Raw genomic sequence first — 21,945 nt, forward strand, 5'->3', positions numbered from 1 at the left:
CATAGTTACAGCTTTTTTAAATTATTTAACTTCATTTGCCGAATGTTGCAGAAAATTAGTCCTAGAACATTGCAATAGAGAATCAATCAAACGTTTGTTTGAAATTTATGTTTAGGTATTTATCTATTTGTTTGGAATTATATTTTGGTTATATTGCAACGAGCCTTCAACAAGGTTAAGTAAATTTCAGTATTTAATGACAAAGAGCAATTGTAAAAGCTTCATGTTGACTAGCTTTCCAATTTAAAAATCGTCCTTGTCAAAGATAAACGTATATTTTTCTTTATCTCTTTTACCTTTTCCTTAGCTTTAACATGTTTTCCTTAAAAATGTTTAAATCTAGTATGAAACCCATCCTCCCCCTTGGCTCAAATATATTTATATAAAGCAATTAATATGCTTCCTCGCAAAAGCTTCAAACGAACGTGGCTGTTTCCCAGTTAGTTTGATAAAATCTATCGTTACTTCTTTTGCTGTTCCTAGTCGAGTCATGAAATATAAAGCAACCGTTACATTTACATAGGCTTTATGCAAACCTCTTTTTTTTACGTAATAATTTCTGTACCTTAAAAAACCTGGCTTTGTATAGATGATCCTTCTTCCGGTAACTTTTGTAAGGATATCGGCTATTTGGTAATAATCAAGTGCCTCTGGTCCTGTAATGGTATAGGCTGTATTCTGATATTTATCAGGCTCGTGCAAAATAGTGGCTACAGCAAGACCAATATCCTCTGCATCAATAAAACTCGTCTTGCTCCTCCCTGCTGGTATAAAAATTTGGTTCCTCTCTTTAATTTCGGCTGCGTGGACACCTGATATATTCTGCATAAAGAATCCAGGACGAATATGTCCATACGGTACACCCGCTGATTCTATATATTTCTCAATCTTATGATGTGGCGGAAGGCTGTTTTTCTCCACTCCCATGAGTGATAAAAAAGACACGAACCGAATATGATTTTGTTTCATTGCATCTATGAATGGAAATAAGTCCTTTGGTTTACCTAGATGTGGTGGACGCATTAAAAACACGCGATCCACATCATGAAGGGCTTTTTTATACGTCATCGAATCTGTAAAATCTAATATTACTTGTTCCGCCTCATCTTCAAACAAATCGTGAAGTTTTTCTATATCGGTTCCAGCAGCAACTACTTGTTCACCCATTTGAAGAAGTTCATGAGCTACATATCTCCCTACATTGCCAGAGGCTCCTGTTACTAATACTTTCATATTGATCCTTCTCTCTGATTTTTTTATGTCATTGTTGTAAAAAGTGATGGGATTTGTTTAGCAACTAAAAATAATGGTTCTGCATTACCCCTGGTAAAAGAAATTAAAAATGCTCCTTCAATCATGGAATTAATTACGATTCCTAATTCACGTGCTCTTTTTTCTTCTACACGTGCATGAAGTAACTTTTCTGTAAATTGATCTTGAAAGCTTGTATATGCTTCTTGGCACACCTTTCTTAAAGGGGCTCACTAATCAGAGAAGTTTCCAAGGCAACGGATGCAATTGAAAGAATCCAGCCATATCATAAATTAATGATTGAATAGCTTTAATTGGATCGTCTTCTTTATCAAGACTTTCTTGAATTTTGTTGCGTATGAACTGTGCAGTTGACTGTACGGATTCGATAGCTAATTGTTCTTTCCCATTTGGAAAATAATAATATAACGAACCTTTAGGTGAATGGCTTTCTTCTACAATTTGCTTTACTCCAGTCCCATGGTAGCCTTGTAACTGAAATAGTCGAGAAGCTGTCTGAACTAATTTTTCCCTGGAATTTTTGTTAGCACTCATTTTTAAATCACCTCTTTATTATAACAATCGGTCAATATAACAATAAAATTGAATTAATTGTATGTCAATATATTTTTTCCTTAATAGGAAATTTAATGATTATTTAAAGTGAATAAATGCACAAGCAAAAATAAAGTAAAGGTAGATGATGCGATGATGCACTTTATCTCCATCAATCTATTATTATTTTTGGAGAAGGAATATGTTTAATAAAATGGTATAGTCATTATTTTGACCGTAAAGGAACATTTCTATAAAAGTTGATGAATTTAAGAATTAATGAAGTGTAAATGCATCTGTTACGTATTGTTTTTCCTTACGAATGTTCTTTATCCACTCTCGTCATCTAGTAAAAACCTAATTTTCCGATATTAAATTAAGAATTTAGACAGTATTTTAAGAATCTAAACATTGTAAAGCAAAAGTTTTTTCATGATAGATGGTGGCTTGCGCTCTAGGCGATCCATGCTGGTTTCTTATCTTAGAACAAAGGCGCAAGCGCCCGTTTAGCAACGTAGCGAATGGAACGAATCAACTAAAGATTTAGGAATCATGCCACTAAAAACAGGGGTATGCCGACGCCTGAGCGGCAAGCCCGTTTTTAGTCGGCCTTCCCCTTAGCGACGAACCGATGAGGCCTTATCATAGGGCGATTTCTAAAGTCGCCTAGTTGCTGGGCTCATGCGCTGGACGTGATTATTCGGTTATTTCATTATCCATAAGCACCTAAGTTTATACTTTCTTATTCTTTAAAAAAGCTTGAGTTTAATAACTCAAGCTTTTTTACATATCATGCATGGTATATGTTTCCCACAATTCATCAAACACTGTTAAAGCTGTTGGAAAAGGACTATTCCATTCCAAGTAGTCACTTATTTCACTGTAGTTCGTGGATTGCTTTGGAAAATGATGATCATGGAAAGCCCAATCAGCTAATCGACTTTGGTCATCCAGTTGTTTTTTTCCTCGATATGTCATTAAAAAGTGATAAAAGGAGCGCAATGGCCTCCCCCTCCCTAGGATTCAGATTCGCTCATAAAAGCTTCGTGTTTCCGTTGCTTTTTTCGATATACAAATGCAGCTAGATTAATGCTAATTTCGTAAAGCAGAATTAATGGTACAGCAACCACAAGCTGCACTATAAAATCCGGCGGTGTAACGATTGTACTGATAATGACAAGAATAAAATAAGCATACTTCCTTGTTCTCCGCATGAACTGAGGAGTTAAAACCCCTAGGGCTGTTAGAAACATGGCAATAACCGGAACCTCAAACAAAACTGCAAACGGAAGTGTTACCCGAAGTAAAAAACGAAAATATTTATCGACTGTAAACATTTGATTAAACATGCCATCATTTAATGATAGTAAAAATGGCAGAATAAGCTTAATAAACATAAAATAGCCAAAAACGAGCCCGCCTATAAATAGGAAAAATACAGCTGGTATATAAGCGATGGTTGCTTTTTGTTCTTTCTGAGTCAAGCCTGGCTTAACAAACAACCAAACTTGCAAAGCGAATATTGGCAGAGTACCAACAATGGCAACTACTGCTGCTAAAGTGAAATGAATCCAAATAATTTCTCCAGGGCTAATTACAGTAAGCTTAAAAGGTATATCATTTTGAAAAAAAATGTATATTTCTTTTGAAAAAACGAGACCACCTATAAAGAATAAAATAAAAAAGATGGCCGTCACAATAATCCGGTTTCGTAACTCGGAAAGGTGCCCCGTCAAATTCATTTCCTTTTCTTCCATTGATTGATTGTCAGACATATTGTCACTCTCCCTATTACCATACATCAAGCATGTATTGCTACTTTGTCTATATGCCTAGCGCAACATTCATCCCGTATATAAGATGCTTTAACTCCCACTTCAAGTATTGAAGGAATCTATACCCAACAAGTCTAAGTGGGAGATGAAAGAAAATTCTACTGATCGAACATTCATTTTATGTATATATACATTCACTTGCGCTTTTTCCACACAAAAGAAGATGCAAGGAGTTTACCTTACATCTTCGCTTTTTAGTTTTTACTTGATGTATGGTTTTCCTTCTTTTCTGCTGAGTCATCGTCTGAAACAATACCTTTGGTCGCATTTTTGAATTCTTTCAACGAGTTTCCAAATGCTTTACCGATTTCAGGCAGTTTGGAAGGTCCGAATATAACTAACGCAATAATTAATATTAAAATCAGCCCGGGAATACCAATACTTTGAAACATTATCCCTCTCCCCCTTAGAAATCACTTTTTTTATCTGTAATTAACTCTTTTGTTTCCTTAAACTCATCTCTGGCATCACTGGTTAAATCGTTCGCTGAGTTTTTAAACTCTTTTAATGTTTCTCCAGCTGCTTTCCCAATTTCTGGTAATTTTTTTGGTCCAAAAATAACTAAAGCGATAGTCAAAATTAAAATGAGTCCCGGGAAGCCGATACTAGAAAACAATTTATCCACCCTCTTTTGTGATCAATTTATGCATTTTGATATATAGTTCAAGCTAGCGCCACTTGTATCCTTACTTTTCTAGTGCTTGCATATGTTCTATGAACGCCTTTAGTGTAACATGTTTTTCTATGTGGAAACAAGCTTCATAGTATATATAAAAGATATTTGTTACCGTTTACGGTCATATCGTAAGAAGTAATAATCATAGGGGTTTTTTTCGTCTTTATCTCCTTTAACTTTTGATACGAGCTGCCAATCTTCTTTAGAGAATGCAGGGAAATACGTATCGCCTGTAAAGGAATGGTCAATCCATGTAATATACATACGATCTGCTTCTGCTACTATTTGTTTAAATACATGAGCTCCCCCAATGACAAAATATTCCTCGTCTGGATGATCTTGATTCCATTGTAACAATGTTTGCAGATCATGGATGACTTCTACTTCTTTTGGAAAGTCTCCTCCCTTTTTCGTCAGTACCACATTTTTGCGGTGTGGAAGTGGTTTTCCAATCGATTCAAATGTTTTCCTTCCCATAATAACAGTATGTTTCATAGTAGTCTCTTTGAAAAAGCGCAAATCCTTTGGCAAATGCCAGGGAAGTTTATTGTTTAAGCCAATTACTCGGTTTTTATCCATTGCAACTAATAATGATATCATGTTTTGCACTCCTTTCCTTCAAACAGCGATTGGTGCTTTAATTGCAGGATGAGGGTCATATCCCTTAAGCTTAAAATCATCTAGATCAAACTCAAAAATAGATGTCTTTTGTTTATTAAGTTCAAGCTGTGGCATTTGCTTCATCTCTCGTGCCAGTTGTGTCTTTACTTGTTCAACATGATTAAGGTAAATATGTGCGTCTCCTAACGTATGAACAAATTCTCCTGGCTGCAAATTACATTGATGAGCAATTAAATAAGTTAATAAAGCGTAGCTTGCAATATTAAACGGAACTCCTAAAAATACATCCGCGCTTCGTTGATATAATTGACAGGAAAGCTTTCCATCTGCTACATAAAATTGAAATAAGGTATGACATGGAGGAAGTGCCATCGATGGAATATCTTCCGGGTTCCAAGCAGAAACAATATGTCTTCTTGAATTCGGGTTATTTTTTATTCCGTCAATCACATCTTGCAGTTGATCAATCGTTTCATTTTGGGATGTTTTCCATTTACGCCACTGTTTCCCATACACGTCCCCTAAATCCCCATATTTGTGAGCAAAGCTATCATCAGTTAAGATTTTTTCCTTAAAAATTTCCATTTGTTCCTGATATTGTTTGTTAAATTTTGGGTCTGTTTGCGAGCGATTACCGAAATTACGCATATCTGGTCCAGAATAGTCATCGCTGTTTACCCACTTTTCAAACGCCCATTCATTCCAGATATTATTATTATGCTGTAATAAATAACGGATATTTGTATCCCCTTTTATGAACCAAAGAAGCTCGCTGGCTACTAAGCGAAATGGTACTCGCTTTGTTGTTAATAAAGGAAAGCCTGTTTCTAAATTAAAGCGCATTTGGTGACCAAATATGGAATAAGTGCCTGTATTGGTACGGTCTCCTTTTTGAACACCGTTGGTTAAAATATGTTGGCATAAATTTAAATAAGCTTCTTCACCGATAAACATATGTATTCCTCCAAACTTCTAATGATTATCTGTCTTATTGTACCACAAAAATATAGTTTGACCATGTGTTGTAATATAATCGTAATTCATAACTGGCAGAATACTACATAATTCTATTAATAGGCATATACCGTCGTTTTAAAGAAGATTGATTTTTTCAACACGATCCTGAATTGGAGAGGAGTTTGTCTATGAACGCCAATGTGCAGCACATAATGAAACGCTCTTTGCTTTATGGATTTGTTATTACCCAGCCAGTCATCAATTATGTCGATGCTTATCCAGAATTGCAAAATAAAATCCAATTTGAAGCACCTCAATTAGAAATTGCTGAGCACGGAGAAGCGGTCCGCTTCATCCAAAAAAAGCTACATACATTATCTTATTTTGATCAATCAATCGATGGCTCCTTTGAACATTATACAGAACATGCCCTCAAGAATTTCCAAGCCGACCACGAATTATCCGTAAACGGAAAAGCAGATAAGGAAACATTAACAGCTCTCGTAAAAAATGAGAAAAAGCAATATAAACAACAATTGGAAACCTTCGCTAAAGAAATTTACCCAGGTATGCATCATGAAAAGGTAAAACTCGTACAAAAAGCACTCCAATATTTCGATTACTATGAAGGAGAGTTAGACGGGATATACGGTCCTTTAACCACACAAGCATTGGAAATTGCTGAAGATGAGCAAGAGATAACATTAATTCATGCAACATCCCCTGTTGCATCTGCGTCTACGGAAGAAAAAGTTCCAAACGAAGCAGCCAAAGAAAAAACAAAAGAACAAGCAGAAGAAAAAACAGAAGCAAAGAAAGCAACAGAGCAACCGGAACCACAAGAAGTTAAAAAAGCTACCACGGCAGGAATGAATGGATCAGCTATTGTAGAAGCAGCTCGTACGCAAATGGGAACACCATATGTTTGGGGAGGGACGTCTCCAAATGGCTTTGATTGTAGTGGATTTATTCAATATGTATTCCAAGAAGAAGGTATTACTATTCCTCGTACCGTTAGTGAAATTTACAATTTCTCAAAGCCCATTGCAGAACCATCTGTAGGGGATCTTGTGTTTTTTGAAACATATAAGCCTGGTCCATCGCATATGGGGATTTACGTCGGAAATGGCAGTTTTATCCATGCTGGTGAGTCCAAAGGGGTCGAAGTAAGTGAAATGAGTAATTCTTATTGGCAAGAACGCTATATCGGTGCTACACGTGTAAAGCAATGATCCATTTATCGTGTAGCTGCTACATGAAAGGTAATAGTAAAAGAGCGTTTTTGCAATATGGTTCTCCATTCCTTGCATGAAACGCTCTTTCTATTGCTTGTAAGAATAATACGAACGCTTTTTATCATGTTTTCTTATTACTGACCCATTTATAATACAGAAACTTCACTTTCTCACCATTCATAACAAATGGAACCGCGTCGGTTTTTTCATAATGAAAACCATTTTTCTGTAATACTTTTTGCGATGGCAGATTATGGCTTGTTGTCTTAGCATATAACTGCTTGATACCTAATTCTATGGCTTCTTTGATTAAGAGCTGTAACGCCCTTGTGGCTATCCCTTTTCCTGTGTAGGACTGCCCGATTCGATAGCCAAGTACTCCTTGTCGCTGCTCATCCAAATCAACCATATTGATTCTTCCTAATATGTTATCATTATCATCCTTTATTAAATAAAAGTGGGAAACCCCCAGGCTTTGCTCTCCCAATAGTGCTTCATGTCTTTTCAGAAAGTCTATGAGATTATAATACTCATCCCCACGAGTTGGTACCATCTTTTCGAAGAAATCACGATTTTCGTATTCAAACGCTAGCAATGCTTCCGCATCCGTATCTTTCAGCTTAGCTAAGCGAATATTCATCTTTTACAACACCTATCATCCATTTTTAAGAGTATAATTCCATTCCTGATAAAACTGTTCCAAGAACCGTTCTAAAACTTGATGCCGATCTTCTGCAATAGTTTGAGCCGTTGTTGTATGCAACTTGCCTTGAATACGTAATAACTTATCATAAAAATGCTGAATCGTATGGTTGTCTATTTCTTCATGATATAATGGGCGGCCTTTTGCACCGCCATAGGCAAATGCGCGAGCGATGCCAATCGCACCAATAGCATCTAATCGATCAGCATCTTGAACCACTTTTCCTTCCAGCGTTTTGGGAGTCTTTCCTTTACGAAAGGAAACGTCCTGCATGGCTTGTTTAATAGCTCTTATTTGTTGCTGTGACAGAGAAATTTGTTGCAGCAAAACATCCAATTCTTTTTCGATCACAACTGGCTTAGGAAACAATTTGTCATCTCCTACGTCATGCAGCCAAGCAGCCGCTTCACAAATAAATGAATCTGCCCCTTCTTCTTCAGCAATAAATCTAGCTAAATGAGCAACCCGCTCCATATGATAATAATCATGTCCGGTAATATCATCCGTAAATAAGCGCTGTACAAAATGTTTCATCTCCGTTAGCTGTTCTTTCGCTTGCATTAAAACAATCCTTTCGCTTTTCCGTCCTCTCCCACATCCATCTGTAACGCAGCTGGTTTGGCAGGCAGTCCAGGCATAGTTAGTACATCACCGGTTAAGGCAACGATAAAGCCCGCTCCGATTGAAGCTCGTAGTTCTCTAATCGTAATTGTAAATCCAGTTGGTCTACCTAATAAAGCTGGATTATCTGATAACGAATATTGTGTTTTAGCCATACAGACAGGTAAATTGCTCCAACCTTGTTCTTCAAAGAAGCGCAATTGCTCCTGGGCGCTTTTAGTGAGTTCGATATCATGTGCACCATATACTTTCTGAGCAACTTTCCTCATTTTTTCTGTTAATGGCTCATCCAGGTCATACAAAGGCTGGTAAGTACTGTTGAAGCCATCTGCTTTGGCGATTATTTTTTCAGCTAAATCTATTCCCCCTTTTCCACCATCTGCCCAAACGGTGGTTAGCGCGACCTCATATCCTCGCTCTTGGCACCACTCTTGAATAAAGGTCGTTTCTTGCTCTGTATCGGTTGGAAATTGATTGATAGCCACAACAAATGGGACATGAAACGCTTGAATTGTTTCAATATGTTTTTGTAAATTATCCATACCAGCTTCTAAAGCTGCTATATTTTCCGTAGCTAACTTATCCTTTGCAATACCACCATGCATTTTTAATGCTCGTACGGTAGCAACGATCACAACAGCTGAAGTTTGAATATTTCCGGCACGAGACTTAATATGAAAATATTTTTCTGCTCCTAAATCAGCCCCAAATCCAGCCTCTGTGACAGTATAATCAGCTAATTTAGCAGCCGTTTTCGTAGCTATAATACTATTACAACCATGTGCAATATTAGCAAACGGACCACCGTGAATGATTGCCGGAGTGTTTTCCGTCGTTTGTACAAGATTTGGTTTCATCGCATCTTTCAATAATAGGGTTAATGCTCCTTCTACTTTCAGATCGCCTACAGTAACAGGTTGGTTATCAAATGTATAGCCAACAACAATGGCAGCTAACTTCTGCTTTAAATCTTGTAAGTCTGTAGCCAAGCAAAGAACAGCCATAATTTCAGAAGCGACGGTAATCGTAAAGCCATCCTCTCTTGGAACTCCTTGCTTTGGACCGCCTAATCCGATAATGGTCTGACGTAAAGCGCGATCATTGATATCTAATACACGTTTCCATTCAATTCTCCGCGCATCAATTTGCAACGTATTTCCTCGATGAATATGGTTATCAATAAATGCTGCTAAGGCATTATTAGCTGTAGTAATCGCATGAATGTCGCCTGTAAAATGCAAATTAATATCTTCCATCGGTAAAACTTGAGAATATCCCCCACCAGCCGCCCCACCTTTGAGACCCATGACCGGACCTAGTGAAGGCTCGCGAAGTGCAATAATCGCTTTTTTCCCAATCTGGTTGAGTGCTTGTCCTAATCCAACTGTTACGGTTGATTTTCCCTCACCGGCAGGCGTCGGATTAATCGATGTAACTAGTATAATTTTACCGCTCTTTTTATGTTTTAATTTTTCAAAAAGTTGTTCCGACAATTTAGCTTTCGTCTGGCCATAAGGCTCCCAGTCTTCTCTAGTTAAATGAAGTTGTTCGGCAATGTTATGTATCGGCTCTAAGGTTGTTTGTTGGGCTATTTCGATATCTTTATTCATGGTATTACGACCCCTTTTCTTTGTGAAAGTTTAGCAATCGCTTTCATTCCTGATATGATTCACTTAAATGATAACGGGAATTTGAAAAAATGTCGAGTTATCCCCTTCTCTTTTCTTGACGCAACCAGTTAAATGAGCTATATTAGAAACAAGCAAAGAAGATGTACGGATTCATTCATGCAGGCAGCTTCTATAGAAGTGGGTGTTAAAGTGATCCTACACTTCTATAGAAGCTGTCTATTCTTATGTTCTGTTATCTGCTTTGCATTACCACGTTTTTCAAAGGGAACGTGAAGCATTTTAGGAGGATTAATAGATGGAAAACGGAGTAGTAAAATGGTTTAACGCTGAAAAAGGATATGGATTTATTCAGCAAGAAGAAGGAAACGATGTCTTTGTACATTACTCAGCAATTCAAGAAGAAGGATTTAAAACACTTGAAGAAGGTCAAGAAGTGGCTTTTGATATCGTTGAAGGCGAACGTGGACCACAAGCAGCTAATGTAGTAAAAAAATAACGAGCCAACCACATAGATAAAGCGGTAATCTTTTCGTTAGATTGCCGCTTTTTTTGCGACTGAGTCGTTAGACGTTGTCACTCTACAAAGTGAGTGGCTTTTTTCGTGTTCGCTTTAGATAAAGGCAGTTCAAGAAGTTTAACTTAGGGTACGTCATTTTAATATCGACCTATTTCTAATGATGATACATAAATGCACTTCCATATATCGTCCCCCACGAATTTCTTGATGGTTGTCCCTTTCATTCACAAACTGCTTAGAACTTCACAAAATAATATTATTAGGAGAGATCAGATAATTTGTTTAAAGACGATCGTTATAAGGGTTTATCACTAGCTGATATAAAGCGTGATATCATTGCAGGTTTAACAGTAGGGATTGTGGCCATTCCTCTTGGGATGGCGTTTGCTATTGCTTCTGGTGTCAAGCCTGAATACGGTATATATACAACCATTTTTGCTGGATTGTTAGTTGCGCTTTTTGGAGGCTCCCGATTTCAAATTGCCGGACCAACCGGAGCATTTATTCCGATTTTACTAGCTATTGTTTTAGAGTACGGTTATGAGAAGTTATTAGTTGCTGGATTTTTAGCAGGAATTATGCTCTTGCTGATGGGGATATTTAAGTTCGGGAAATTGATTCAATTTATTCCTAGATCCGTAACGATTGGATTTACTTCAGGGATCGCTGTCATTATATTTAGTGGTCAAATTGGTAATTTCCTCGGCCTTGAAGAGCTTGAAAAAAAGCAATACTTTCATGAAAATATGATCCAAATTGCTGAACATATAACTGCTGTTAATTGGTATAGTGTATTTACAGCCATTATCGGTTTATTCGCTATCATCTATATCCCGAAATTATTTCCAAAGGTCCCTGTTCTGTTAGTAGCGTTAATTTTTCCAACTGCTGTTGCCATAGTGTTCTATCCTGCTGAAGTAGCGACCATCGGCACATCCTTTGGTGGCATTCCCCAATCCTTACCTCGTTTTCAATTACCAAATATTACTTGGGAGACTATCCTGGAACTTTGGCAGCCTGCTTTTGTTATTGCTATGCTTGGAGGAATAGAATCACTGTTATCCGCAGTCGTTTCAGATGGAATGACAGGAACAAAGCATAACTCAAATCGGGAGTTGGTTGGTCAGGGAATCGCAAATATGGTTACCCCTATGTTTGGTGGTATACCTGCAACAGGTGCCATTGCTAGAACGGCTACTAATATAAAAAGTGGAGCTGTTAGTCCGTATTCAGGGATTTTTCAAAGTGTCTTTGTTTTGATTATATTGCTTTTATTCGCACCTTTCGCTTCCAATATCCCTTTAGCAAGTATGGCTCCTATCTTAATGGTTGTTGCTTACAATATGAGTGAATATAAATCGTTCACCCATATCCTTAAACTAAAATCAGGAGATTCACTTGTATTAGTAGTCACTTTTTTATTGACGGTGTTCGTTAATCTTACTACAGCTGTACAAATTGGTTTATTGCTTGCAATGGTGTCGTTTATTAAACGGATGAGTGAAGTACTACAAGTAGAAAAAGTCATTCCTGATAAAATGAAAGAAACAACAATGAATGATCATTTGGACACTTGGAGCTCTACATGTCCCAAGCTTTCATTTTACACGGTTGGCGGAGCATTATTTTTTGGAGCTGCAGATAAATTCGAATCCATTATTACACGTTCCATAAACCAACGTCCAACTGTACTAATTTTAAAAATGAAACATGTTTCCATATTGGATGCTACAGGTGCAGCTAATTTGGACGCTCTTGTTACAGATTTTAAAAATATGGGTGGAACTATCATTATCTCAGAAGCGAATTCAGATGTGCTGGCTATGATGAAAGCAAGTGGTCTGTTGCATAAAATTGGGCAACACCATATCTTCAGTCATTCAGAAGAAGCGGTTAATCTTGGACTGCAGCTCATAGAAGTTAACAAGTGTTCTATTTGCTCGAAAGAAAATCGAACAACATGTAAAGCATTTAAGCAAAGTACTGATATACCTGTTTCATCGGCGGAACAATAACTACAAATTAACGTAATAAAATATCAATCGTTTTTTATATTTTGAAACGTCGAAAGAAGCTAGGACAAAAGTATCTTTAACAAAGTACCGAACTATATAGACATGATGGATGGTGTAAATAACCTGCTCGTGAAATATACTTCGCGCACCTTAGGGCAACTGGTGAGCATCCTCGTGCTAATGCTGTTGTGTCTCACCAATACTTTTTCTCCCGAGCAGCGTTTACGTATATTTCTAAAACTAAAGAAGTTCATCATTCGCCTTTTGGTTACTCGTTTAGTTATGTCCTAGCTTTCTTTTATTAAGTGTCTGTTCTTACATAAACAGGTCCTATAACTAAAATTATGAAATTAAAGATTATTGCATTTTGATACGAAGCTACGTATAATAGCATTTGTATTTCGCGGTTCGAGAACTCCCGCGTTACCAAAACTAAGGAGGAATTTATGTTGGCGAACGAATGGATTTGGATTATTTTTGCTTTCGTAAATTTTTCCATGCTATTATTGTTTTACCGTTTGTTTGGAAGAACAGGTCTTTATGTTTGGATTGGAATGGCTACGATCATTGCCAATATTCAAGTACTAAAAACGGTTGAGCTTTTCGGGCTTACTGCTACTCTTGGAAATATTTTATACGGTACAGCTTATTTAGCAACAGACATTATTAATGAAAAGCATGGAAAAGACGAAGCAAAAAAAGCAGTATGGATGGGATTTGCTACGTTGTTAGCAATGACAATTATCATGCAGATAGCACTGGTATTTCAACCAGGAGCAGATGATTTTGCGCATGAATCTTTAGCAACGATTTTTGATTTAATTCCACGAATTGTTGCAGGTAGCCTTGCAGCATATATCATTAGTCAATCATTTGACGTGTGGATTTATGATAAATTAAGAAAACTATTTCCTGCTGACAAACATCTGTGGATTCGAAATAATGGCAGTACCGGCATTAGTCAATTGCTAGATACAATTGTATTCTGTACAATCGCGTTTTATGGCAACTATCCAACTGAAATATTTTTTGAAATCTTTATTACTACGTATATTATTAAGTTCATTGTAGCAATTATGGATACGCCATTTATGTATATCGCTAAAAAAATGGATCGGGACTAACGATGTGCCAAGAACTATATATTAGATTTCAAAAGACGCTGGGACATAACTAAAGCGGCTGAAAAAAACGAACAATAAATAGCCAATTGTGTATATGCAAGTTTTAGCGTAGTCAAAATAGGTAGACTCCTGCGGGAACAGCGCGATCTGAAGATCCCACAGGAAAGCGGTTTTTGCTTTCCGAGGAAGCTGAAGAGACCTGCGGAAAGCGAAATATTTTGACATAGCGGTGATAAAAATTTTTTAATGCAAATAAGCCGAACAATGATAAATGGATTGTTCGGCTTATTTGCTATATAGTATTTGCTATAGCTTGAACTTCAACTATTGCAATCTCCTCTCCTTTTCCTTTAAGTTTTATATGCTTTATTAGATAAGTTTAATTCTCGTTATCTGTTTCATTGACAAAATTATCCGAATCCCTTTCTCTCCTTTTTTCCTAAAACAGATTCATTTACTGGTTCATGTTGATGGATTAGACGATAAAGACACTAAATAGTAACGATTTCGTTATATTTTTGTCACATACTTTTTAAACGAATCAGTATAGAAAACTGTTATATCGCGGAAAAATTAGATAATTGAACAAATTATGAAAACGCATTCAAAACCACGATTAGCTGCTTTCTCTCTTGTATAATAAAACTAGATTAAATTTGGATAGCAAGGAGGGATATAATGCGTCAATTAAACGAGAAGAAAATAAATGAGGAGCAACAGTCGCAAGAACCAAATTTAAAAGGAACATTGATTTCCGTATTGTTGCTTGGATTGTTTATTATTGTCGCTTGGGGGGGTATTTTCTATATTTTTATTGACCGGTAACGAGAAAAGGAGTGATGGGAATGCATTTACACAAATACGAAAAAATATGGTTAATATTTGGTATTGGCTCATTGGCCTTATTTTTGGCCGTTTTAGGGTTTGGGGCTTTTTGGAAAGGCACACATCCACAAAGTCATGGGGCAACGATTGATCCGGAAAATATTGAGGCGCATGAAGCATTTCAACCAGAAAACCTTGGCTTAACGAAGGTAGATGATGATAAATATATTGTCAACATCGCTGCATCGGCATTCCATTATGATTTGGGTGTAGATGAAGATGGTAAGCCGGTTAAAAAATTAACCATCCCAAAAGGTTCCACGGTATTATTCCAAATTACAACGAAAGATGTCGTTCATGGATTTAATGTCTCAGGAACAAACGTTAATATGATGGTAGAACCAGGATATATTAGTAGAATGGAAACGGTCATGAAAAAACCTGGAGAATATACCGTTGTATGTAATGAATATTGTGGTGTCGGTCATCATTTAATGTATGCTACTGTGGAGGTGACAGAATAATGGCGATAAAAAAGACAATGAGCGCTGTTCATATAATTCCTAAGCAGTTCCCTATTACAAAGAAAGAAGCCAGATTGTATATGGCATTTATATCGGTTGCATTTATTTCTTTATTCATCGGCGGTTTGATGGGACTTTTGCAAACACTTGTCCGTTCTGGAACGATTACACTACCTTGGGGTATTGACTATTATCAAGTACTAACCGTTCATGGCGTCATTTTAGCACTCGTCTTAACGACATTTTTTATCATTGGGTTTCAATTTGCTTTAATGGGAAAAACCGTTGGCATATCCATGAAACAAAGAAAAGCTGCCTGGCTTAGCTTTTGGATTATGTTAATTGGTACCATTATGACAGCGGCGATGATTTTGTTAGGTAAAGCAAGTGTTTTATATACGTTTTATGCACCTTTAAAAGCACACCCTTTATTTTATATTGGGCTTGCTTTAGTTATTGTTGGCAGTTGGGTTGCAGGTATAGTTAATTTCCGGCAAGTTTATGTATGGAAAAGAGCTCATCCCCATGAGAAATCTCCACTTTTAGCATTTATGGTAACCATTAATATGATCATGTGGATTATTGCTTCGCTTGGTGTTGCTGCAGCTGTTCTGGTGCAATTTATTCCATGGTCTCTAGGATACGCGGAAACGATCAACGTGCTAGTAAGCAGAACTTTATTTTGGTATTTCGGTCATCCACTCGTATATTTCTGGCTTTTACCTGCCTATATGGCTTGGTATGCAATCATTCCTAAAATCATTGGAGGAAAAATTTTTAGTGATTCATTAGCGAGATTATCTTTTATTCTATTCTTATTTTTCTCTATTCCAGTTGGTTTTCACCATCAGCTTACAGAACCAGGAATTGATCCCGTTTGGAAGTTCATTCAAGTTGTGCTTACATTTATGGTAGTTATCCCAACTCTAATGACCGCATTTTCATTATTTGCTACTTTCGAAATAACTGGGCGAAAAAAAGGCTTTGGAGGACTATTCGGTTGGTTTAGACATTTACCTTGGAAAGATGTTCGTTTTTTAGCCCCGATGCTAGGCATGTTGGCATTTATTCCAGGTGGTGCTGGCGGAATTATCAATGCTTCACACCAAATGAATGCAGTTGTTCATAATACGATGTGGGTTACCGGTCACTTCCATTTGACTGTAGCAACGACCGTTATGTTAACTTTCTTTGGGGTTAGTTATTGGTTAATTCCCCACTTAACAGGTAGAAAACTTACACCGTCTATAAACAAATTAGGTATTATACAGTCTATTATTTGGATCGTTGGCATGGCAATTATGTCTGGTTCCATGCATATACAAGGGCTGTTAGGTGGGCCAAGGCGGTCCTCGTATTCAGAATATGGCGGAACAGAGCAGGCTGCTGATTGGCTAGGCTATCAAATTGCTCAAGCTATAGGAGGTACCATCCTGTTCATCGGTATTCTTCTTATGGTATATATTGTTATCAAGTTAGCCTTTTTCGCACCGACAGGAAAAGAAGCATTTCCGATTGCAGAAGAAGAAGCTAATGCAAAACCAACTCCTAAATTTATGGAGAATTGGAAGCTATGGATTGGAATAACTGTATTACTGATTCTATTTGCCTATACGGTCCCATTTATTGATATTATTCAGCATTCCCCACCGGGGTCGCCACCATTTGATTGGCCTATAGGCAATCAGTGAGGCGTAAAAAGCTGTCTGTTTCTTCTAGCTTCGTATGCGTGTAACTAAAAGTGAGGCTGGTGCAAAATTATTTCATCAATCTAAAATTCGATCAACTAGCTATTATAGTTGGTATTAACTAACTCGCTCCGGAAATATACGTAGAATCAGGAGGAAGAGTCTTGGGTGAACTCCCCAGTGCGAGAGAGTGAGGAGGCTTACCCGCCGGCATTAAGTAAGCTGCGCAAAGTATATTTCCGGAGCTTTAGTAACTTTTGTTCGTCTACGTCTTTAGCATTACACTTTTTACTTGTGTCCCAACCTCAATTATGTTCATAGACTGCCTTTTCTTCTATCGGAATTCGAACGTATAACAATAAAACGTGTAACATCGGAAACACCATTGCTGTATACCAAGCTCCAAACAGTAAAGGAATGACAAGCAATTCAATACCTACAATCAGATAGTTAGGGTGCTTCATATATCTGTATGGTCCTCGCTTGACGACATCAAACTGCGGGGAAATAATAATTTTCGTGTTCCAAAACCTGCCTAAAGTGGCTATGCACCAAATACGTCCAATTTGTGTCAATAAAAAAACTGCAAATAAAAAGTAATTAAAGGAGAAGCTTTGCTGATTACGGAGTAATACTTCCGTGATTAATGATGCAAAAAACAATGTATGCACTATAACAAACCATTTATAATGCGCTGCTCCTTTTTCCACTCCCCCTCGTTGCTTCATCCAGTTTTCATTGCTGCGTGCAATAACAAGCTCCACCAGACGCTGTAGAATAATCATCACCAAAACAGCCCACAGATAGATTGGCATTAATGCATCCACTCCATTAAAATTAACTCAGAGCTGAATCCTGGCCCAAGCGCAGATAGGACACTTTTTTCTTTAGTATAAACAGCTTCTTCCATCCAGGATCGAAGGACATAAAGAACGGTTGCTGAAGACATATTGCCATGGCTTTTTAATATGGCGGTTGAGTGTTGAAATTTCTTAGCATCTACTTGAAGTACCTTTTGCATCGCTTCAATGACTTTCTTCCCACCTGGATGAGCAATAAAAGCAGAAATATCATTTGCGGCTAAGTGATGTTGTTCAAAAAACAACTGTATATGTTCCTGCCAAAAGTTTTCTACTAAAGCTGGTATACTTTTAGAAAAAATCACTTCAAATCCCGTATTCGTTATTTGCCATCCCATTACCGAAAGACTGCCTTTTTTGGTATAGGAATAGGAATGAAGGAGGCGCGGAACAGCGTTTTGACGACGTTGCACTAGTGAGGATTGTTCTCCAACAAGGAGTGCTGCGCTAATTCCATCCCCAAACAAAGCAGTACCAATAAGATTGCTTTTCTTCAGATCCCCTTTTTGAAATGTTAAACTACATAATTCACAGCAAATAACAAGCGCACATTTTTCTGGATTCGCCGTCAGCCAGTCATTTGCTCTAGCCAAACCTATGGCACCACCAGCACATCCTAAGCCCCATAAGGGCATACGCTGTACATCCTGTCTAAATGGGCGTTCATTGATAAGGTGGGCATCTAATGACGGGGTAGCTACACCAGTACTTGATACAAAAATAATCATATCAATATCCTGATAAGCAATAGGGTGTGACAAGAAATTATCTTGATACAAGCAGTCATCAACTGCTTTTAATGCAAATTCTTTTGCCAGTTTAAGGTATAAATCATTTCGTTCTTGAAACGAATGCTCTTCTAAAAACCAATCAGACGAGACAGCAAACTGTCGTTGTTCTATTTGCGCGTGATCAAAAACAGGGAGCAATCGATTGATTTCTCGTTCCGAAAAAGTAAAGATTTGCTGAACCATTTGCTTGATATATTGTTGACTAAGATGATAGTCTGGTATTCCAAGTCCAACAGAACAAATATACGCCATGTTCTAAATCTCCTTTAGCATCAACGAATAATCGCTATTACTCCCTGTGAATACAATCCATAATCCTTATTGAAAAAAATACTTCCATTGCCTACAGCATGATCCGCTATCATCCATTATTTAAAGCTGACTCAACCTTAAAATTGATAGATAGCGCCATATTTTTTCTGTAAGTACTGGATTAAATAATCAGGGTTTAACGATTCTTTCGTTACATCTGTTAAAATCTCTAATGGTTTTTTCATCTTTCCATACTGGTGAATTGATTTTCCTAGCCAATCTTTGATAGGGGTTAAATCGCCAGTTTGAACCAGGTTTTCTACATCCAGTGTTTGCGACAACGTATGGTGTATTTGCGCTGCATACATGTAGCCTAAAGCGTATGAAGGAAAATAGCCGAAATCCCCACCTGCCCAATGGATATCTTGTAGCACCCCTTCTCGATCTGTTGAAGGCACAATACCAAGATAATCCTTCATTTTTTCATTCCATAAATGTGGCAAATCTTCTACTGTGATTTCTTTGTTTATAAGCGCTTTTTCCAACTCATATCGAATCATTATATGTAGTGGATACGTTAATTCATCTGCTTCAATTCGGATAAAGGATGGCTTCACTTCGTTGATTGCTTGATAAAATGCTTCTAATTCTACATTTTGAAATGTATGCGGTGCATAGCGTAAAAATAGATCATAGTTTTTCTGCCAAAACGGATAGCTTCTTGCGATAAAATTCTCCCATAATAAGGATTGCGACTCATGGATGCCCATGGAAGCGCCAGTTGCTAATGGCGTTCGAACTAAACGAGGATCTATGTTTTGTTCATATAAACCGTGTCCTCCCTCATGAATCGTCCCAAACACGGCCATTCGAAAATCTTTTTCGTCATAGCGTGTTGTTAATCGCACATCACTTAGACTTAGAGTAATGGCGAACGGGTGTACAGTCTCATCTAAGCGACCAGATTGAAAATCATATCCCATCTGTTTAAGCAGTTGTTCTGTAAAACTTGCTTGATCCTGTTTAGGAAAATGGAATTGGACTAAACTAGGATCAGGTTTTACTGCACTTGCTTGCACTTTTTCTAAAAGAGATAGCAAAGATTTTCTTAAATCTGGAAATACATGGTCCAATGTTTCCACGGTGACGCCAGGCTCAAATTTATGGAGCAACGCATCATATATATTATCTTCATAGCCCCAATAGGAAGCAAAATCACGGTTATAATCTACAAGCTTTTTTAGATATGGCTGAAATAAGTTAAAGTCTGCATCCTCTCTTGCCTGTTGCCAAATCGCTTCTGCTTTAGTTTGTGTTATCATAAATTCTTTATACAATGGATGAGGAATTTGTTTATTTCTTTCCAATTCTTCTTCACAAACTTCAAGTGTTTTAACAAGAATTGGGTCCTCCGAACGATGTTTAAGTTCACCGATGAACTCTTCCATTTGGTTTGAAGTTTGTAATTGATGAATTTTTTCTCCTAAAAATCCAGCAACTTCTGAGCGCTGTTCTACACCTTTATTTGGAATTTTTGTCCGCATATCCCAATGTATAAGCATAAGAGCTTCTCTATAGTAGTCGATTTCTGCTAGGTATGTTTTAAATTGTTGTTCTTTTTCGTTTATGTTCATAATTAGTCTCCTTTCTGTTTCTTACCGAAGTATTGATAATAATCCGTGCGAAGATAGCCATTAAATAATTTCCGTTTTTTCGTTGCTTTCGCTCCATAAGCCGCTTCAAATTGATCAAAAGCAGTTATAATATAAACGCTCCAGGTGGGATGCTCTTTCATGATGGAACCTAATTGTTTTGTAATTTCTGCTGCTTTTTTTTCATCACCGAGTCGTTGACCATATGGTGGATTACTGACAATATAACCATTTAACTGTTTGAACGTCAGGTCACTTACTTGCATTTGTTTCCAATAAATCAGCTCGCCTAGCCCTGCTTCAAGTGCGTTTTGCTTTGCAATTTCAATCATTTTATGGTCAATGTCCGATCCAGTAATATCCAAAGGCTGGTTGTAGTTTGCTACATCCTCTGCTTCCTCAAATGCTTGATCCCAATACTTTTGTTTCACAAACGACCATCCTTCCGAGGCAAATTCTCGGTTAAATCCAGGAGCAATGTTCTGTCCAATCATCGCGGCTTCGATGGGGATTGTACCCGATCCGCAAAATGGATCTATAAAAGGTTCGTCTGGATGCCAATTTGTCAATAACACTAAAGATGCAGCTAATGTTTCTTTTAGGGGAGCTTCACCTTGTCCAACGCGATAACCTCGTTTATGTAGTCCAGTACCTGAAGTGTCAATGGTCAGTGTTGCTTCATCTTTTAATAAGGCAATTTCTACACGATACATGGATCCCGTTTCAGGTAGCTTGGAAACCATGCCATATTTTAATTTCATGCGCTCAACAATCGCCTTTTTAACTATTTTTTGACAATCTGGAACACTATGTAATTGTGAATGCACCGATTTTCCAATTACGGGAATTTGGCCATTTTCATCGATGTAAAGCTCCCACGGCAACGCTTTTGTTCCTTCAAATAAATCGTCAAATGAAGTTGCCTTGAAGGTACCAACCAATAATTTAACCCGATCCGCAGAACGTAGCCATAGGTTACAGCGAGGAATGGCGTTTATAGGTGCTTCAAATTGGACTTTTCCATTATCCACTTGTACGTCATATCCTAAATTTTTCACTTCTTTAGCAACAACGGATTCTAATCCCATTGCCGCAGTGGCAATTAAAGTAACTGTCTGCATATAAAAACGTCCTTTCGATGACTATTTGTTGTTTTAGTTTACCATATTTTCTTATCCATCATGAAAGGATATTCGTTTAAACAAGAGAAAATATGATCGGTTTGATAGCAAATATCGATGAGCGCTAAAGGATACTCTCTATCCATCTACAAAAAACAAAAGCCTCTCTTCTGTTACTACAAAGTAACAAAAGAAAGGCTGTTTCTCATTTATTCTGACCTGTTAAATACTCGATAAGCCATGTTCTGTACCATTGTACTGCAAACGGTGGTCAACCTCGTACTCCGGTTGTGATCATCTATCTACAAGCTTAGCTTGTCCTTCGTTCGGTTCCTGTTCCCTACTAGAAGATGCCCCTACCATTATTTGGGTTGCTCACTCGCGGGGTTTACCTCGTTCCACCTGAAAGGTTTCCCAATCAGCTTCGTCACTGTGGCACTTTCAAGGCCGCTTCCATATCCAATTACAGGACGTAGGTAGTTGGCCTGCCG

21 protein-coding genes, 1 other RNA gene and 1 pseudogene are annotated in these 21,945 nt (G+C 37.5%); 7 read left to right on the top strand and 16 right to left on the bottom strand.

The window, feature by feature from the left end:
- Positions 1 to 378: 378 nt before the first annotated feature.
- The 8 genes and pseudogenes from BKP57_RS21445 to BKP57_RS21480 form a co-directional block, all read right to left on the bottom strand.
- Entirely contained in the window at positions 379 to 1,233 is an 855-nt protein-coding gene (locus tag BKP57_RS21445) for an SDR family oxidoreductase (protein WP_072742340.1), read from the bottom strand.
- A gap of 23 nt (positions 1,234 to 1,256) precedes the next feature.
- A pseudogene (locus BKP57_RS21450) lies at positions 1,257 to 1,806 on the bottom strand (TetR/AcrR family transcriptional regulator).
- Positions 1,807 to 2,589: 783 nt separating this feature from the next.
- Positions 2,590 to 2,808 (bottom strand): YozE family protein, encoded by a 219-nt coding sequence (locus BKP57_RS21455; protein ID WP_072742341.1) that lies wholly within the window; start codon positions 2,806 to 2,808, stop codon positions 2,590 to 2,592.
- Between the two features lie 14 nt (positions 2,809 to 2,822).
- The gene (gene tatC, locus BKP57_RS21460) at positions 2,823 to 3,581 is read right to left on the bottom strand and encodes a twin-arginine translocase subunit TatC (protein ID WP_050352895.1); all 759 of its coding nucleotides are present in this window, start codon (positions 3,579 to 3,581) and stop codon (positions 2,823 to 2,825) included.
- Between the two features lie 254 nt (positions 3,582 to 3,835).
- Positions 3,836 to 4,033: a twin-arginine translocase TatA/TatE family subunit gene (gene tatA, locus BKP57_RS21465; protein WP_050352896.1), complete on the bottom strand. Its 198-nt coding sequence runs from the start codon at positions 4,031 to 4,033 to the stop codon at positions 3,836 to 3,838.
- A 14-nt stretch (positions 4,034 to 4,047) separates the two neighbouring features.
- Positions 4,048 to 4,257 carry a twin-arginine translocase TatA/TatE family subunit gene (locus tag BKP57_RS21470; RefSeq protein WP_050352897.1) on the bottom strand — a complete coding sequence of 70 codons (210 nt, stop codon included), beginning with the start codon at positions 4,255 to 4,257 and terminating at the stop codon, positions 4,048 to 4,050.
- Between the two features lie 168 nt (positions 4,258 to 4,425).
- A complete protein-coding gene (locus BKP57_RS21475) occupies positions 4,426 to 4,917 on the bottom strand; it encodes a dihydrofolate reductase (protein WP_050352898.1) in 492 nt (163 codons plus the stop codon).
- An 18-nt stretch (positions 4,918 to 4,935) separates the two neighbouring features.
- Complete coding sequence (locus BKP57_RS21480) at positions 4,936 to 5,892, bottom strand: thymidylate synthase (RefSeq protein WP_050352899.1); 957 nt, start codon at positions 5,890 to 5,892, stop codon at positions 4,936 to 4,938.
- A 191-nt stretch (positions 5,893 to 6,083) separates the two neighbouring features.
- Between BKP57_RS21480 and BKP57_RS21485 the strand changes: the two genes are divergently transcribed.
- Complete coding sequence (locus BKP57_RS21485; protein WP_050352900.1) at positions 6,084 to 7,127, top strand: C40 family peptidase; 1,044 nt, start codon at positions 6,084 to 6,086, stop codon at positions 7,125 to 7,127.
- A gap of 124 nt (positions 7,128 to 7,251) precedes the next feature.
- On the opposite strand, the gene BKP57_RS21490 is transcribed toward BKP57_RS21485, so the two are convergent.
- From BKP57_RS21490 to BKP57_RS21500, 3 genes are read right to left on the bottom strand one after another with little or no spacing between them, the layout of a single operon-like run.
- Complete coding sequence (locus BKP57_RS21490) at positions 7,252 to 7,770, bottom strand: GNAT family N-acetyltransferase (protein ID WP_050352901.1); 519 nt, start codon at positions 7,768 to 7,770, stop codon at positions 7,252 to 7,254.
- Between the two features lie 15 nt (positions 7,771 to 7,785).
- The gene (locus BKP57_RS21495) at positions 7,786 to 8,394 is read right to left on the bottom strand and encodes an HD domain-containing protein (protein WP_072742342.1); all 609 of its coding nucleotides are present in this window, start codon (positions 8,392 to 8,394) and stop codon (positions 7,786 to 7,788) included.
- Positions 8,394 to 10,064, bottom strand: coding sequence for a formate--tetrahydrofolate ligase (locus tag BKP57_RS21500; RefSeq protein WP_050352903.1), 1,671 nt, complete (start codon positions 10,062 to 10,064; stop codon positions 8,394 to 8,396). The genes BKP57_RS21495 and BKP57_RS21500 overlap by 1 nt, the downstream gene beginning before the upstream one ends.
- Positions 10,065 to 10,380: 316 nt before the next feature.
- On the opposite strand from BKP57_RS21500, the gene BKP57_RS21505 reads away from it, so the two are divergent.
- The 6 genes from BKP57_RS21505 (at position 10,381) to BKP57_RS21530 (ending at position 16,781) form a co-directional block, all read left to right on the top strand.
- A complete protein-coding gene (locus BKP57_RS21505; protein ID WP_050352904.1) occupies positions 10,381 to 10,581 on the top strand; it encodes a cold-shock protein in 201 nt (66 codons plus the stop codon).
- 299 nt (positions 10,582 to 10,880) lie between these two features.
- Positions 10,881 to 12,617, top strand: coding sequence for a SulP family inorganic anion transporter (locus BKP57_RS21510; RefSeq protein WP_072742343.1), 1,737 nt, complete (start codon positions 10,881 to 10,883; stop codon positions 12,615 to 12,617).
- A gap of 449 nt (positions 12,618 to 13,066) precedes the next feature.
- Positions 13,067 to 13,741, top strand: a complete 675-nt coding sequence (locus BKP57_RS21515; protein WP_050353542.1) for a queuosine precursor transporter — start codon at positions 13,067 to 13,069, stop codon at positions 13,739 to 13,741.
- Between the two features lie 678 nt (positions 13,742 to 14,419).
- On the top strand, positions 14,420 to 14,566 hold the full coding sequence (locus tag BKP57_RS21520; RefSeq protein WP_072742344.1) for a cytochrome c oxidase subunit 2A: 147 nt from the start codon (positions 14,420 to 14,422) through the stop codon (positions 14,564 to 14,566).
- A gap of 20 nt (positions 14,567 to 14,586) precedes the next feature.
- Positions 14,587 to 15,090, top strand: coding sequence for a cytochrome c oxidase subunit II (locus BKP57_RS21525; protein WP_072742345.1), 504 nt, complete (start codon positions 14,587 to 14,589; stop codon positions 15,088 to 15,090).
- Positions 15,090 to 16,781: a b(o/a)3-type cytochrome-c oxidase subunit 1 gene (locus BKP57_RS21530; protein WP_072742346.1), complete on the top strand. Its 1,692-nt coding sequence runs from the start codon at positions 15,090 to 15,092 to the stop codon at positions 16,779 to 16,781. The genes BKP57_RS21525 and BKP57_RS21530 overlap by 1 nt, the downstream gene beginning before the upstream one ends.
- A gap of 302 nt (positions 16,782 to 17,083) precedes the next feature.
- On the opposite strand, the gene BKP57_RS21535 is transcribed toward BKP57_RS21530, so the two are convergent.
- From BKP57_RS21535 to rnpB, 5 genes are all read right to left on the bottom strand, one after another.
- Complete coding sequence (locus tag BKP57_RS21535) at positions 17,084 to 17,593, bottom strand: isoprenylcysteine carboxyl methyltransferase family protein (RefSeq protein WP_050352908.1); 510 nt, start codon at positions 17,591 to 17,593, stop codon at positions 17,084 to 17,086.
- Entirely contained in the window at positions 17,593 to 18,681 is a 1,089-nt protein-coding gene (locus BKP57_RS21540) for a type III polyketide synthase (protein WP_050352909.1), read from the bottom strand. Before BKP57_RS21540 ends, BKP57_RS21535 begins: the two co-directional genes overlap by 1 nt.
- Before the next feature lie 137 nt (positions 18,682 to 18,818).
- Complete coding sequence (locus tag BKP57_RS21545; protein ID WP_050352910.1) at positions 18,819 to 20,315, bottom strand: carboxypeptidase M32; 1,497 nt, start codon at positions 20,313 to 20,315, stop codon at positions 18,819 to 18,821.
- Positions 20,316 to 20,317: 2 nt separating this feature from the next.
- Positions 20,318 to 21,454 carry a THUMP domain-containing class I SAM-dependent RNA methyltransferase gene (locus BKP57_RS21550; RefSeq protein WP_050352911.1) on the bottom strand — a complete coding sequence of 379 codons (1,137 nt, stop codon included), beginning with the start codon at positions 21,452 to 21,454 and terminating at the stop codon, positions 20,318 to 20,320.
- Between the two features lie 229 nt (positions 21,455 to 21,683).
- Positions 21,684 to 21,945, bottom strand: an RNA gene (gene rnpB, locus BKP57_RS21555) — RNase P RNA component class B; the annotation flags it as partial.

The sequence above is a fragment of the Virgibacillus sp. 6R genome (assembly GCF_001895305.1).
Taxonomy (GTDB): Bacteria; Bacillota; Bacilli; order Bacillales; family Amphibacillaceae; genus Virgibacillus; species Virgibacillus pantothenticus.

Coding starts and splice junctions, on each gene's coding strand:
- BKP57_RS21445 (WP_072742340.1), bottom strand. CDS start 1,233: ATGAAAGTATTAGTAACAGGAGCCTCTGGCAATGTAGGGAGATATGTA.
- tatC (WP_050352895.1), bottom strand. CDS start 3,581: ATGTCTGACAATCAATCAATGGAAGAAAAGGAAATGAATTTGACGGGG.
- tatA (WP_050352896.1), bottom strand. CDS start 4,033: ATGTTTCAAAGTATTGGTATTCCCGGGCTGATTTTAATATTAATTATT.
- BKP57_RS21475 (WP_050352898.1), bottom strand. CDS start 4,917: ATGATATCATTATTAGTTGCAATGGATAAAAACCGAGTAATTGGCTTA.
- BKP57_RS21480 (WP_050352899.1), bottom strand. CDS start 5,892: ATGTTTATCGGTGAAGAAGCTTATTTAAATTTATGCCAACATATTTTA.
- BKP57_RS21485 (WP_050352900.1), top strand. CDS start 6,084: ATGAACGCCAATGTGCAGCACATAATGAAACGCTCTTTGCTTTATGGA.
- BKP57_RS21490 (WP_050352901.1), bottom strand. CDS start 7,770: ATGAATATTCGCTTAGCTAAGCTGAAAGATACGGATGCGGAAGCATTG.
- BKP57_RS21495 (WP_072742342.1), bottom strand. CDS start 8,394: ATGCAAGCGAAAGAACAGCTAACGGAGATGAAACATTTTGTACAGCGC.
- BKP57_RS21500 (WP_050352903.1), bottom strand. CDS start 10,064: ATGAATAAAGATATCGAAATAGCCCAACAAACAACCTTAGAGCCGATA.
- BKP57_RS21505 (WP_050352904.1), top strand. CDS start 10,381: ATGGAAAACGGAGTAGTAAAATGGTTTAACGCTGAAAAAGGATATGGA.
- BKP57_RS21520 (WP_072742344.1), top strand. CDS start 14,420: ATGCGTCAATTAAACGAGAAGAAAATAAATGAGGAGCAACAGTCGCAA.
- BKP57_RS21525 (WP_072742345.1), top strand. CDS start 14,587: ATGCATTTACACAAATACGAAAAAATATGGTTAATATTTGGTATTGGC.
- BKP57_RS21530 (WP_072742346.1), top strand. CDS start 15,090: ATGGCGATAAAAAAGACAATGAGCGCTGTTCATATAATTCCTAAGCAG.
- BKP57_RS21535 (WP_050352908.1), bottom strand. CDS start 17,593: ATGCCAATCTATCTGTGGGCTGTTTTGGTGATGATTATTCTACAGCGT.
- BKP57_RS21540 (WP_050352909.1), bottom strand. CDS start 18,681: ATGGCGTATATTTGTTCTGTTGGACTTGGAATACCAGACTATCATCTT.
- BKP57_RS21545 (WP_050352910.1), bottom strand. CDS start 20,315: ATGAACATAAACGAAAAAGAACAACAATTTAAAACATACCTAGCAGAA.
- BKP57_RS21550 (WP_050352911.1), bottom strand. CDS start 21,454: ATGCAGACAGTTACTTTAATTGCCACTGCGGCAATGGGATTAGAATCC.